Origin of the sequence: Blautia sp. HCP3S3_G3 (assembly GCF_052063365.1) — a bacterium.
Lineage (GTDB): Bacteria > Bacillota > Clostridia > Lachnospirales > Lachnospiraceae > Blautia_A.
Genome location: NZ_JBQHXR010000038.1, coordinates 1 through 13,301, shown reverse-complemented (window position 1 = coordinate 13,301; position 13,301 = coordinate 1). Strand labels below are relative to the sequence as shown.

Annotated in this window: 13 protein-coding genes; 11 read left to right on the top strand and 2 right to left on the bottom strand. The window is 45.0% G+C overall.

The window, feature by feature from the left end:
- Positions 1-93: 93 nt before the first annotated feature.
- Positions 94-498 (bottom strand): sulfite exporter TauE/SafE family protein, encoded by a 405-nt coding sequence (locus tag ACTNEW_RS15660; protein ID WP_441062649.1) that lies wholly within the window; start codon positions 496-498, stop codon positions 94-96.
- Positions 499-574: 76 nt separating this feature from the next.
- Here ACTNEW_RS15660 and ACTNEW_RS15655 point away from each other — a divergent pair, with 76 nt between their 5' ends.
- The 8 genes from ACTNEW_RS15655 (at position 575) to ACTNEW_RS15620 (ending at position 10,425) form a co-directional block, all read left to right on the top strand.
- The gene (locus tag ACTNEW_RS15655; RefSeq protein ID WP_441062647.1) at positions 575-733 is read left to right on the top strand and encodes a hypothetical protein; all 159 of its coding nucleotides are present in this window, start codon (positions 575-577) and stop codon (positions 731-733) included.
- A 155-nt stretch (positions 734-888) separates the two neighbouring features.
- Positions 889-2,397 (top strand): hypothetical protein, encoded by a 1,509-nt coding sequence (locus tag ACTNEW_RS15650; RefSeq protein WP_441062645.1) that lies wholly within the window; start codon positions 889-891, stop codon positions 2,395-2,397.
- 158 nt (positions 2,398-2,555) lie between these two features.
- Entirely contained in the window at positions 2,556-5,036 is a 2,481-nt protein-coding gene (locus ACTNEW_RS15645) for a LuxR C-terminal-related transcriptional regulator (protein WP_441062643.1), read from the top strand.
- 80 nt (positions 5,037-5,116) lie between these two features.
- Complete coding sequence (locus ACTNEW_RS15640) at positions 5,117-5,356, top strand: DUF2442 domain-containing protein (RefSeq protein ID WP_441062641.1); 240 nt, start codon at positions 5,117-5,119, stop codon at positions 5,354-5,356.
- 47 nt (positions 5,357-5,403) lie between these two features.
- Positions 5,404-7,227: an asparagine synthase (glutamine-hydrolyzing) gene (asnB, locus tag ACTNEW_RS15635; protein ID WP_441062639.1), complete on the top strand. Its 1,824-nt coding sequence runs from the start codon at positions 5,404-5,406 to the stop codon at positions 7,225-7,227.
- A gap of 21 nt (positions 7,228-7,248) precedes the next feature.
- Positions 7,249-7,704, top strand: a complete 456-nt coding sequence (locus tag ACTNEW_RS15630) for a hypothetical protein (protein ID WP_441062637.1) — start codon at positions 7,249-7,251, stop codon at positions 7,702-7,704.
- 42 nt (positions 7,705-7,746) lie between these two features.
- Positions 7,747-8,295, top strand: coding sequence for a LemA family protein (locus ACTNEW_RS15625; RefSeq protein ID WP_441062635.1), 549 nt, complete (start codon positions 7,747-7,749; stop codon positions 8,293-8,295).
- Between the two features lie 30 nt (positions 8,296-8,325).
- Positions 8,326-10,425 (top strand): DUF2207 family protein, encoded by a 2,100-nt coding sequence (locus ACTNEW_RS15620; RefSeq protein WP_441062633.1) that lies wholly within the window; start codon positions 8,326-8,328, stop codon positions 10,423-10,425.
- A gap of 317 nt (positions 10,426-10,742) precedes the next feature.
- On the opposite strand, the gene ACTNEW_RS15615 is transcribed toward ACTNEW_RS15620, so the two are convergent.
- Positions 10,743-11,045: a hypothetical protein gene (locus tag ACTNEW_RS15615; protein ID WP_441062631.1), complete on the bottom strand. Its 303-nt coding sequence runs from the start codon at positions 11,043-11,045 to the stop codon at positions 10,743-10,745.
- A 236-nt stretch (positions 11,046-11,281) separates the two neighbouring features.
- On the opposite strand from ACTNEW_RS15615, the gene ACTNEW_RS15610 reads away from it, so the two are divergent.
- From ACTNEW_RS15610 to ACTNEW_RS15600, 3 genes are all read left to right on the top strand, one after another.
- Positions 11,282-11,938, top strand: a complete 657-nt coding sequence (locus tag ACTNEW_RS15610; RefSeq protein WP_441062629.1) for a hypothetical protein — start codon at positions 11,282-11,284, stop codon at positions 11,936-11,938.
- A 16-nt stretch (positions 11,939-11,954) separates the two neighbouring features.
- Positions 11,955-12,287: a hypothetical protein gene (locus tag ACTNEW_RS15605; RefSeq protein WP_441062627.1), complete on the top strand. Its 333-nt coding sequence runs from the start codon at positions 11,955-11,957 to the stop codon at positions 12,285-12,287.
- 541 nt (positions 12,288-12,828) lie between these two features.
- Positions 12,829-12,981 (top strand): hypothetical protein, encoded by a 153-nt coding sequence (locus ACTNEW_RS15600; RefSeq protein ID WP_441062651.1) that lies wholly within the window; start codon positions 12,829-12,831, stop codon positions 12,979-12,981.
- Positions 12,982-13,301 lie beyond the last annotated feature (320 nt).

Here is a 13,301-nt window from a genome sequence, read left to right as displayed (position 1 = left end):
GGCTCTTTCCTGATGCTGTCAGAGAAAAATGTGAGGATTGTCAATTGAGGAAAGAAAAAGTTTGTTATTTTGAAATATACCTCTTGACAAAAGTCACTTCATAACAGAAGTCGGAAATAAGTGATCATATTCCGGCTCTTTTTTGTCCAGAAGGACGATCACTGCCACCACCGGAAGAATAATCAGCATCATTTTTTTTAGCATGGCATCATCGGTGTGAAGCAGAAGCCGTGCACCCAGAAAAGAGCCACACAGAGCCAGCAAAATGCCGGGAAGTGCCAGAACCCGGTTAAAAAAGCCGTTTTTGCAGTACCGAGCGGTGGAAACCGTTGTTCCTACAGAGGAAGAAATCTTGTTTGTTGCGATGGCAGCGTGGGGCGGAAGGCCGGCCAGTAAAAAGGCCGGAAGGGAGATAAGGCCGCCTCCGCCGCCGATGGCATCCACCAGTCCGGCCAGAAAAGTCAGGGGACAGATAATGAGAAACGGGATCAGATTCATAACAGACACTCCTTAAAAAGACAAATTTTTCTTCATTCATATTATATGGAAACAGAACGAATGGCAAGAGGAGAATTTGAAAAGCCGGAAGTTTCCGAATGATAAAGCGGCGGAAATTGATGTACGTGCAGTGAAGGAATACAAGGCGGAAAGCGGAAGTAAAATAGAGGTGATATTTAATTTTTTCAAAGAACAGGATGAACGAATATACAGAAAACTGCTCAGAGCAGATTGAAAGGCTGCGGCAGGCACAGGACAGCGCAGATGCTGCTCTAGATGGCACAAAAATTAACCTTTCGTTAATAGTTGCTTTTTCTGATTCATCATATAATATAAACGCGGTTGATTTGTCTGAAATCGTAAAATATTATACTGAAAAGGAGAAGTTATATGAAGAAAAAAGCATTAGCAGTGACCATGGCTTTTGCATTAAGTGCGGCATTGATGTCTGCAGCTACTGTTCAGCCAGTACTGGCTCAGGATACAGAAAGCCAGACGGAAACAGCAGATTTTTCAAAAATAGCTGGTTCCTGGGAAAATGCAGATTCCAAGGAAGAAGAAACACTTACCATAACAGAAGACGGCCTCTTTGTATATCACTTAGAGGAAACTGAAGATTTCCAGGGATATCTGGTATATGTGGATGAATATGGAGATGGAAATGGCCGTTATGACATGTATAACAGGATTGGTATATGGTTAGACGGCATATATCAGGATTCTGAGAACAGCATTCATATGGGAAATGATGAGGTTACTGCCTTTACAAGGATGGAAGAAGATGAGGAAACAATCGGGGAGGAGCAGGAGGAAGAATCACAAAATCCCACCTATGTTCTGACAACTGATGAACAGTACACAGATTTAAAACCGTTGTACAATAATTCCTCCTGGAATGGCGGTTATTTTTATTCGGACATGACAGAGGAAGGAATTTTGGTAATCGTGAACTGCAGTGCGTTGATAGATTGGGATGCAGACGAAACCAGAGAAGAATTCAGGAAAGAGTTCGCCGAAATGGTAAGCGAAAGTGAAATAAAGGATTATGAGGAAAGCAATAATCAAAGTCTTTCTGAGAAGCTCACCTATCCGGCTTATGATATTACGTTTACGACTGGTGAAAATGAAGATACCTGCCAGTGGAAAATGATCTTTTTCCAGACGGACACCAATACTTATGTGTACGCATTCAAAATGGATGCGGATTTTGCAGAGGACATGGAAGAGGAGTACCAGAACGCAGTGAATTCCCTTACTCTCACAGAGGTTTTAAAGCTCCAGACTGACGAAACGACTGGGGAAGTGGATTATGATCCAAGTGCCGAAGGAAAAAGCCTGGAAATGTTTATTGCCTATTTTGATACCTGGTACCAGTATGGGGATCTGAATGCGGAAAGTATTCGTCTCAATGGCGATGGAACCTGGGAAATTTACAATGCTATAAATGAAGACGGCAGTGGTGGGTATCTTTTTGACAGCGGTACGTTTAAGACTTCCGGAACGACTGCATTAAATCTGTATTCTTCAGATGGAAGTCATGTGGCAGATGTGAGCCTGGACGGAAATGGGGATTTAATGCTTACACCTGTAATTGATGGATATGGAAGCTTTTATGCAGATGCTGCTTTTTGCAGAGAATCAGAATCCGTCGCTTATGAGGCACAGCCTACCGGAGATGAAAATGATGATTATGTTTCGGAAGAAAATCAGTATTATGAAGAAGATGGAAGGGGAGATAATTTCCCGTATGACTTTGTGGAAGAAAGTGACCCGGGTGAAACATATTTCTATTATGACGGTGAGGGAAGCGTAATGTATTTTGACGGCCAGGATAATATATACGTCGGCTCGACAGATGAATATTACATTGATGGTGACGGAAGACTTTGCGAGTATTGATAATCTCCTGCATAATTGACAGCCAAGGAACAACAGAATCGCTGCAATGCCTGGAAATATTGGCATTGCAGCGATTTTTGCATCCGGGAAATGCTTGAAACAATTCGGATATTCGTCTATAATGTAGATTGTTGATTATTCTTGCGGAGGTATGCACCATGCCAAAATCAAAATGGAACCTGAATACCATTTACATATCCGAACGGCTGCAGGAGAGTTTGCGGCCAATCTCCCGCTGCGCGATGACCACCATTGTCGCCCCGATGGGATACGGAAAAACAACGGCAATAAACTGGTATTTAGAAGAACACGAAAAAGCAGAGGAACGATTAGTTATCCGCATCAGCGTATATGCCGATAATCTCACAATCTTCTGGAAAAGTGTGCAGGACGCTTTTGCGCATGCGGGACTTGATTTCCTGCGTGACTATCCCTGTCCCGGCGATGCAGCAGGCAGCAGTATGCTGACAGATGATCTCTGCCACGAGCTGGCGGGAGAAAATTCCTGCTATATTTTTATTGATGATTTCCACCTGTTGACAGATAAGCGTATTTCCGGTTTCTTCTGTACTCTTGCAAACCGGCTGCCCGGCAATGTACATCTCATCATCGCCAGCCGGGATCGGTTCCTGCCCGCCGGGGAAATTGTCCGGCTTGGGAGCCGGGTCTATCAGATCGGCATGGAGCAGCTGCGGCTAAACCACACGGAGCTTGCCGTTTATGCCCACAGATGTGGAATGGATCTTTCCGATGCACAGATCGAAAGCCTGCTTTATTCCAGCGAGGGATGGTTTTCCGCGATCTATCTGAACCTGCGGACACTTTCGGAACGCGGAGTATTGCCTGACCGCAATTCTGACATTTACACCATGTTCACCGCCGCCATGATCGACCCGCTTCCCGAAAAACAACGGATTTTTCTTGCAGTCATGGGGCTTGCCGACGAGTTTACCGTAGAAATGGCGCGTTTTGTCACCGGGGATGCCGATGCGGGAAATCTGATCGCTGTATTGACCGCACAAAATGCATTTGTAAAATGTTTACCGGACGGTGTGACTTTTCGCTTCCATCACATGATGAAGGTATGTGCAGAGCGCACGTTTCTGACATTGGAAAAAGAAAAGCAGATAATCTATCGTGAAAATTTCGGCGCATGGTACGAAGATCACCGGCAATATCTTCATGCAATGGCGTCTTACCGGCAGAGTGAAAATTATGACGCATTGCTGCATGTGATACAAAAGGACACCGGTATATTGCTCTCGTCTCTGCATCCGGAATCGGTACTGGCTATGATCGACGAGTGCCCTGTTTCTGTTCTGAAAGCACATCCGCTGGCTATTCTGGTGCTGATGCGCTGTATGTTCAACTGGCGGCTGATCCCGAAGATGATGGAACTGAAGTCACTTCTTCTGACATCCATTGAGGAACAACCGGAAATGTCATCCGTTGAACGAGGCAATCTTCTGGGCGAATGCGATCTGATTTTAAGTTTCCTCTGCTACAATGATATCAGCGCTATGAGCCGTCTGCACCGCAGTGCCAGCGCGCAGATGTCCCGCAAAGCCATCAGCATCCACAAAAGCGGCGGTTGGACGTTTGGTTCTCCGTCGGTGCTGATGATGTTCTACCGAGCTCCGGGCGAGCTGGAGAGTGAGCTTGTCGAGATGGATGAGTCTATGCCGCACTACTACAAGATCACCGACGGCCACGGGCAGGGCGCTGAGAAAATCATGAGGGCGGAGGCTGCATATATGCAGGGCCGATTCACAGACGCACGCATTGGGTTGGAAGGCGCTTATGCGCAGATTGAGGGCAACGGACAGGAAAATATGGCACTTTGCTGTGATTTTCTGTCATGGAGGCTTTCCCTGTGTGCGGATGTAGAACAGAGATATACATTTGAGGAGCGATATGCGGAGCTGCTGCGTCATCACAACGCCGCATGGATCAATATCTGGACTGCCACCAGTGCCTACTACCACGCCCTGATTGGCGAGACCGAAAAGATCCCGGAGGTTTTCGGCAATCACAGGCTTTACTCCGTTAACATTCTCGCGCCGGGCAGACCCATGATAGAGATGATTGAAAATCAGGTGTATCTCGCCCAGGGTTCGTACACCAAGGTGATCGGACGCAGCGAGGGGCTGCTGACTCTGTGTGAAGGGATGCATTATGCGCTGGTTGCGCTGCATATCCGCATTCAGACCGCGGCTGCCTATGAGATGCTGGGAAAATCGGAGGAAGCGCGCGCATGGCTGTCAAGGGCGCTTTCCGATGCAGCACCGGACGGTTTTGTGATGCCGTTCGTGGAAAACTATGACTATCTGAAGTCGATGCTGCCGCAGAAAATTCAATGTGACTTAATTAAGCAGATCATTGAATCAGGGGAGGCGGTAAAGAGGCGAAAAACAGAAAGTACCCGCCCGTTGGCGTTCGCCGCGCTGACACAGCGGGAATTTGAGATCGTAAATCTGATCGCACAGCGGCTTTCTAACCGTGAGATCGCGGAAAGACTGTTTCTTTCCGAGGGCAGCGTCAAGCAGTATGTGAATCGTATTTATTCAAAACTTCATATTGAGGGCGACATCCGAACCAAGAGAAAGCAGCTTGCCGAGCTGTTCCTGCAAAAGACATAACCTTTGGTTAATGTTTGTTTCTTAAAAACCACCGTACAATGTTTGTACGATGGTTTTTTTACTTTTAAGGGGGGAAAACAGTGGAGCGAAGGTATATTTTAGAGGTCAAAGCATTGGACGGATATGTCTTACAGGTTGATTTTATATCCGGCAGCCGTCTGTTACTGGATATGAAGCCCTATCTTGACAAAATCCGTTTTCGGGCACTTGCAGATGCGCAGGTGTGGAACAGTGCCGTGACCAACGGTATTTTTGTCCGCTTCGGCAATGTGGAACTGAGCCACGATGAAATACTGTCCATGGCAGAGCAGGTGTATTGAAATCTCAGATTTCGGGTTACTTATATACAAAGGATAGGATCAGGAAGATGTGTGGTATTTGTGGATTTATCGGTCAAAATGACAATCGTTCGGCTATATTGTCAGAAATGATGAATGCGATTCGTCATAGAGGGCCGGATTCTAATGGGATTTTTCAGAGAGAGGAAGTTTCTCTGGGTTTTTGCAGGCTTTCTATTATAGATCTGAAAACGGGAGATCAGCCGATGTTCAATGAAAACGGAACATTGTGTCTGATTTTTAATGGCGAAATATATAATTATCGTGAATTAAGAGAAAATCTGGAACAGAAAGGGCATGTATTTTCAACAGATTCTGATTCAGAAACATTACTTCATGGATATGAAGAATATGGGGAAGGACTTCTGAAAAAGCTGAGGGGAATGTTTGCGTTTGCAATTTGGGATTTCAGAAGGAAAAGGCTGTTTGCCGCCAGGGATTTCTTTGGAATAAAACCATTTTATTATACGGAGATTGATGGATGTTTTGTATTTGCATCGGAGATAAAAAGTATTCTTTGCTTTCCCGGATACAGGAAAAAAGTAAATGAAAAGGCATTGGAACAGTATTTGGCTTTTCAGTATTCCGCATTAAGGGAGACGTTTTTTGAGGGGATATTCAAGCTGGAACCGGGATGTTTTCTTGTCTATGAAAACGGAAAACTGGAAACGCAAAGATATTTTACACCTGATTTAATCCCGCAGGATATGGATGAAAATACAGAAACGAAATTGGAGAGTGTTTTAGAGGAATCTTTAAAACGGCATCTGGTAAGTGATGTGGAAGTTGGAGCGTTTCTTTCCGGTGGGATTGATTCCAATTATCTGGCAGCCGGAATGAAGAAAGGAAAGACATTTACAGTAGGGTTTGGTGGAGAAAATAACCGATACAGTGAAATCAGACATGCAGAGGAACTCAAAGAACTATATCCTTTGGAGAATTACTCCAGAGTAATTACAAAAGAAGATTTTTGGGATGCGGTTCCAAAAGTGATGTATTATCTGGATGAACCAAGTGGAGATGCATCTGCAATTGCACTGTATTTTGTGGCAAAAGAGGCAGCAAAACAAGTAAAGGTAGTATTATCGGGAGAAGGGGCGGATGAATTTTTTGGCGGTTATAACATTTATCGGGAGCCGGAAGATTTAAGGTGGATGGCTTGGATTCCGGCAAAACTCAGACGCAAAATTGCCCATGTGACAGAACATCTTCCGGATATGAAAGGAAGGGATTATCTGATTCGTGCCGGAATACCGGTAGAGGAACGTTACATAGGAAATGCACATATTTTCAGTTTCCGGGAGATAAAGAAACTTCTGAGAAATAATAAAGATATTGTATCAACGGAGCAGTTCCTGAAAAAACAATATGAAGATATTTCAAAACTGGGAACGATGAGTAAAATGCAGCAGATTGATATCAATAACTGGCTTCCGGGAGATATTCTGCAGAAAGCAGACAGGATGAGTATGGCAAATTCATTGGAGGTAAGAGTTCCGTATTTGGATTATGATGTTTTTGAACTGGCAAGAAAATTGCCGGAGAAAGCGAAAATAAATCATCATCAGACAAAATACTTATTTCGAAAAGTAGCTGCTAAAAGGCTTCCTGCACAGATAGTGAATAGAAAAAAATTGGGTTTTCCTGTTCCTATCAGAGTATGGATCAGAGAAGAACCATGGAAGAGCGAGATTGAAGAAGCATTTACCAGTGAAACCGCCAGCCGGTTTTTTCATGTGAATAAGCTCCTTGAATTGCTTGATAAGCATATGAAGGGAAAACAGGATAATAGCAGAAAAATCTGGACGGTTTACATGTTTCTTGTATGGTATCAGGTTTACTTTGTTAACTGAGTTTGAAAGAAAGGAGATAAAATGATGACTATTTTGATAAAGAAACTTTCTTTTCTGCTGGCAGCGGTTCTCCTGATGACCTGGGGCGGCAGCAGCGAATCTTACGTTGACTCTGATGATGATCCCGACGTTGGCGGAACCGACTGGCGCACCACAGGCATTTGGCGCGGCGACGGCACCATCACCCGCGACGGAGAGGATACCAATGTGCTGGTGTGCGTCCACAAAGCAGATGCCACCTTTTATTACGATACGATAGATCAGACGATGTTCGGCTTTGTGGACTACCCAATTACCCTTGAGGGCGACGCATGGGAGATGTTTCAGAGAATCGACTTCGCTGACCTGAACGGCGACGGCAACAGTGACGTGACCATGAGGTTCGATGACGGCGGCAATGAGCTACTGATGGTGTGGTTCTGGGACACGCAGAGTGAGCAGTTTTTGTACCAGCCGGAGGAATCTCATCTTGGATGAAGATACTTATTATCGGATGGGGAGATGAAAGGAGAAAACAGTATGATAATTATAATTCTGATCGCCATTGTTATTTTGCTTCTGATCTGGGGCATCGTCACTTACAACCGGTTGATAACCGAGCGGTTAAAGGTTCAGACCCAGTGGAGCCAGATCGATGTGGTGCTCAGGCAGCGGTTTGAGCTGATCCCCAATCTTCTGGAAACGGTAAAGGGCTATGCCGCCCACGAAAAAGAGGTGCTGCAGTCAGTTACCGATGCCCGAAGCCGCTATCTTGCCGCTGCAGATACAGAGGGGCAGATGAAAGCCGGCACAGAGCTGTCCGGCGTTATGAGCCGTCTCATGGCGGTGGCGGAGTCGTACCCCGAACTGAAAGCAAATCAGAATTTCCTGCATCTGCAGCAGCAGCTTTTTGCGATGGAGGAAAAACTGGCGAATTACCGTCAGTTCTACAATGACACGGTTCTGCGTTATAACAGACTGCTTGAAACGGTTCCCACCAACCTGATAGCAAAGATGTTCCGTTTCAAAAAAGAGGAATTCTTCAAGGTGGAGGAAGCCGAAAAGGCTAAGATCACCATTAAGTTCTGACAGAAATTCCCGATGAAAGGAGGTCGTGCTATGAAGCGTTCTTTACGCAGGATACTATGTCTTATCTTTGTTATGATGATAATCCCCCTGTTTTCGAAGACCGCATGGGCGGAGGATTCCGGTGCTGTGCTGAATTCTCTGGACTTTGGTATTGTATTGATGGGGGATGGAAGCGCATTTATTACGGAAACCAGGGAAGTCGTGTTCAGCGGTGATCAGGAGTTTACCCGTTATGGGGTGAATAATCTATTCACTGGCCCCCGGGTGTTCAGTGACTGGCAGGTCTCGATTGACGGGACGGATGTACCGCAGCTTGACGAACCAGACAATGAAAACCGTCCCGAGAACACCTTTGCGGTGGAGGATAGCGAGGGGGGAAATACCGTCTACATCTATTTCCGGCAGCAAGGCAGCGGCACCCGCGTCTTCGAGATCAGCTATTTTGTGGAAAATGCCGTGAAGCTCTATTCCGATGTGGGCGAGTTTTTCTGGAACCTGACCGGAGAGACCGGCATTTCCGACATTGGGATGCTCACCGCCCTCCTGATTGTGCCCGACGGTGTCCCGGATGAGGATTTCCGCATCTGGGCGCATGGACCGCTCAATGGCACCTTTGAAAAGGAGCCTGAGGGTTTTGCGTTCCTGCAGATAGACAACGTCCCGGTGGGGACGATCGTTGATATCCGTTCCACCCTGCCTGCGGACTGCTTCTACGGCGGATGGGAGCAGCAGGGCGAGGCGCTCCCCGGAATTCTGGCAGAGGAAAAAGAACTGGCCGACAGCGCAAATGCCAGGCGGGAGGAAGAAGCACGTGAGCGAGCTGAACGGGAGGCCTATTGGGCCGAGCGGGAGGAATGGGAAGCGGAGCATCCCGTTTTGGGTTCCATCGAGCGGATTTGCAGTGAGATTTACTGCTCTGTTTGGGACTTCCTGGAGGAAATGGGCGGGGAAATAGTTTTCATTTTCCTGTTCGTCCTGTTCTTTGGACCTATTATTATTATAGTTCCGACGTATAAAATAGTCGTGAACATTCGGCGCTGGTACAGTCTGAAGAAGTTCCGGAACAGCCCCACCCGGTCACCCCGATATTACCGGGAACTGCCGGATGACCGGTCCGCCCCTGCTGTCGACAGGCTGGTGCATTTCTACGACGGCAAGTCCAACATCTCCAGGCAGTTCTCTGCAGCGCTGTTGGAGTTGAATTTGAAAAAGCTGATCCATTTCCAGACGACTGCAGGAGATACCACGATTCTGCTGAATATGCAGCAGGGCGAGGAGCTGTTCATTCTCCCTGCGCCGCAGGAGACCGCAGAACCGGCCCGGGACCAGGAGCATATTCCGGGCTATCAGGAGATCCTATGGGATTTTCTGTTGAATGCGGCCGATGGAAGCGGGCGAATCGCCATGAAGGATCTCAAAAAATATATCAGGGAAAATCAGGAGGCAGCTTTGAAATTCCGAAGCAACTTCGAGAGTGCGGTGGAAAGAGATTTCAGGGAAAGGGTCCAATCAAAGGACGTGGAAAGGTATTCTTCCGGAGAGAACAGGCGTCGTCTGATTGTTTCCGCGGTCGCAGGAATCATTGCAATGCTGATCTGTATGTTCAGTACACTATATGATGGAGTCGTGTTTGGTGCCTCCCTCATGATCGGTCTGATAACCTTTGTGGCGGCGATGCTCACACAAGTCATTTTCCACTTCTGGATGAAGCTCTATAAAGCACCCTGCTATGTTCTGGATCAGCAGGGCGAGGATGACCTGGCCCTGTGGCAGGCCTTCGGACGGTTTCTGGATGATTTTACTACCTTTGAGGATAAGGAACTCCCGGAATTTTCCGTATGGCGGGAGTACATGGTATACGCTGTTGCGATGGGCCATGGCAAAAAACTTGCCAGGGCGCTGGCCGTAAAGTATCCCGAAGCCTTTTCTAAAGGAACGGATACCTTTGACGATGAAATTTACCGTATGCTGCAGGACACGGACCTTTATGATGCAATGGATTCGATTGGCAGGGAGGTTGCCGAAGTCAGGGCGCCCGGTTCCTCCTCGTCTGACAGCGGCGATGGCGGCGGCTTTTCTGATTCCGGCGGCGGCAGCGACAGCGGGAGCGGAGGCGACTTCATAGATTAAAAGAAAACATACGGTGAGCAGGTGTTTTTGCAAAAACACCTGCTCTTTGCTATGGGATCTTATTCCTGATTTATTTTAAGATTAAGACAAAACGCATAAAATATGCATATTATACCCTGCAAATGTCGTTTCGTCGGATTATATAATATGATACAAGGGAGTTTTCCGGCACAACATCGGTATATTCTGAAGTTGGTAATCGGCCATATCTTCTTTTGCCCGTTATCCCGGACAAAAAAGGAAGGGAAGCGGATGTTTAGAATCATGATTCGAAATTTGTATCGGTACAGATTACAGTGATATTGGAACGATACATTTTATTTTGAAAGTTCCCCATCTACTGTTATTTCTATGCGATGATCCTTTTCGCGTGTGAGTTTATTAAGGGTGGCAGGCATTTCCAGAGTTATCCAAGAACTGCGCATCCGTTCCGGCGGAACGGAGCGCCATTCTGCTTCAAGCTGAGCAAAGCTCAGCAGATTATTCGGCTCATCGATCCAATCACACTTGGCCAGTTCTATGATGTGTGTATTCAGCTGACGTTCTGGATCATAGGTTGAACTGTCAAGATCAGCTGCAGGATATATCAATGCTGTTGTGGTAAATGTTGTACTCTGCATATATGATGCTCATCTAATCAATCCTCTTTTCTGTAAAATCTAAAAACATTTCAATCAGTTCACACAGTCCATTTTTATTATGTTATAATGTGTTATGTGATTTTGCTTCCCTTATTTTTTCCCTTACGAGGGTTCGTAATGCCTTTGGGAAGATATAATACAAGGGAAACGGTAAATGAAAATTCACTTTGAGATAACTCTTCTTTTCAAATGCCAACGTAAAAAGGGGTGTGTCTATGTTAAAACGAGAAGCAAATACCATGCAGGAAATGATGAAAAAATCTTGTATTTGGTCTGGAGTTTACCTGATAGTGGAATTCATACTGATTTATCTTTTTCAATTTGTGCTGAATGAGAAGTTTTTATACCTGGGAATCGTCGGGATCATATACATACTGATTCATTTGTTTTTCCCGAAGTATAGACGGGAATGGTTATTTATCAATGGTATTCTTTCATTTCTGTCCGTTGTATTGCTGGGAATATTGATTGGTAAAGACTTAAAGCTTGATGGGGTAGTTGCAATAGGCGCAGCCATTTCGGTTGTGGATGGCTTAAGCTTTACGAAATACGGGAAAAAGACGACAAATGCCAAAGCCATGTCGAACATCAAATTTATGTCCAAACTGATCGTCTATGGAAAAGGGGAAAAAGAAGCATTATATCCCACCTGTGGTATTGGAGATTATTTCTATTTTGCACTCTGGCTGAGCGGTTTAAGTAAAAGCAGCTCCATGCTGGTGGCTCTGGGAGTCGCGTTGTTTACAGGAAATGTGATCAATAAAATCATTATTTATAAGATTCATACCAGGGAGAATTATAAGGGAATACCTGCCACAATCATACCTTTTGTATGTGTGATTGCAGTTTACTTTATAGCAGGTTACAGGTAGAAAGGACATTTGGAAAATGGAAAATATAATTGGTCTGGTGATCTATCTGGCGGTAGCCAGTTTCATGACAGGTATTGGAATTTCACAGTTGAGGAGTAAAAAACCAGTCGCCTTCTATTCCGGCGAGAAACCACCCGGAGAAGAGGAACTGTCTGATGTGAAAGCATGGAATCAAAAGCATGGACGAATGTGGGTGCTTTATGGACTCATTATCCTGGTGTCGTATGGGATAGGAGTGATAATCGGAGATACCCTGTGGAGTGTGATTCCCATGTGTGCCGGAGTTGTGCTTCCTTTGCCGATCATGATTATGTATCACCATAAATTGGTGAAGCTATACCGGAAGTGATGCTCTGAGTTTGGCAGCCCGGTTCAGGAATTCAGATTAAAACGGTAACCATTCTGCGGATTCTGTATATTCATCTGATTATTAAGAAGAAGTATCTTATACTGGATATTCGTATTCCAGAAAAAGATTTGCTTGAATTCCTTCCGTCAAAAGCTTACAATATGGTGAGTTGATGTTCTGTTTGAGAATATATTCTGCTATTTCGTATCAGACAATATCAGGTTTTTATATAACATGTTATAAGCAGAACATATTTTTTGAATATATGCATCAAAAATGCATGCTTTATGCTATCAAATAATGCTATTCAGTGCTATGCATCTTTATACAGGAGCACAAAACAGTGTATAATTATGCATAGTGCTGCACAGTAGAAAAAAGTGAATTTGTTACGCAGGGGCAAAAATCAGGAAAAAAACAGTACATTTCACACTCTCAAATCTGATTGAAAGCCATAAAAAAACAGGCTGTTTTTCGAAAAAACCGAAAACGAAGAATGGAAGTTTTTTTATATATATTGCACAAAAACGAAAGGAGTTTTATGCGAAAACTAGCTTTAAATGATGAAATATTACTAAAAGTTGACAAGGCTGCCCGTTACATCGGCGGGGAAGTAAACTCTGTCATGAAGGATAAGGAAAAGGTGGATATCCGTTTCGCAATGTGTTTTCCCGATGTCTGTGCAGCATTATAACAGCCAAATGCCAGGAAACAATATATAGTATCGTCTGATGATGGAGAATACAAGATATACGTATTGTGCAGTACTAAAAGATACCGAAAGTGAAAAAATGATACTGTTACGAGTTTGAATTTGTTACAAAAAATGGCAAGTTTTAAAGGAATAGTATTCAAAATAATTGGATATTACGGTGCGGCGGAGCCGCCAGTCCGGTGTGGCGAGGTTCTTCCGCAATTGCCCGTATTATCCATTTGACAATATAAGCTTTGCGGCTAATAGCTCCTTACCACAACGGCCATACATGGTACGTTTTATCATTTTCAATTTGCTGT

What these genes read in the sequence shown, in the direction of transcription:
- ACTNEW_RS15660 (WP_441062649.1), bottom strand. Translation starts at nt 498, where the DNA reads ATGAATCTGATCCCGTTTCTCATTATCTGTCCCCTGACTTTTCTGGCC.
- ACTNEW_RS15650 (WP_441062645.1), top strand. Translation starts at nt 889, where the DNA reads ATGAAGAAAAAAGCATTAGCAGTGACCATGGCTTTTGCATTAAGTGCG.
- ACTNEW_RS15645 (WP_441062643.1), top strand. Translation starts at nt 2,556, where the DNA reads ATGCCAAAATCAAAATGGAACCTGAATACCATTTACATATCCGAACGG.
- asnB (WP_441062639.1), top strand. Translation starts at nt 5,404, where the DNA reads ATGTGTGGTATTTGTGGATTTATCGGTCAAAATGACAATCGTTCGGCT.
- ACTNEW_RS15630 (WP_441062637.1), top strand. Translation starts at nt 7,249, where the DNA reads ATGATGACTATTTTGATAAAGAAACTTTCTTTTCTGCTGGCAGCGGTT.
- ACTNEW_RS15625 (WP_441062635.1), top strand. Translation starts at nt 7,747, where the DNA reads ATGATAATTATAATTCTGATCGCCATTGTTATTTTGCTTCTGATCTGG.
- ACTNEW_RS15620 (WP_441062633.1), top strand. Translation starts at nt 8,326, where the DNA reads ATGAAGCGTTCTTTACGCAGGATACTATGTCTTATCTTTGTTATGATG.
- ACTNEW_RS15615 (WP_441062631.1), bottom strand. Translation starts at nt 11,045, where the DNA reads ATGCAGAGTACAACATTTACCACAACAGCATTGATATATCCTGCAGCT.
- ACTNEW_RS15610 (WP_441062629.1), top strand. Translation starts at nt 11,282, where the DNA reads ATGTTAAAACGAGAAGCAAATACCATGCAGGAAATGATGAAAAAATCT.
- ACTNEW_RS15605 (WP_441062627.1), top strand. Translation starts at nt 11,955, where the DNA reads ATGGAAAATATAATTGGTCTGGTGATCTATCTGGCGGTAGCCAGTTTC.
- ACTNEW_RS15600 (WP_441062651.1), top strand. Translation starts at nt 12,829, where the DNA reads ATGCGAAAACTAGCTTTAAATGATGAAATATTACTAAAAGTTGACAAG.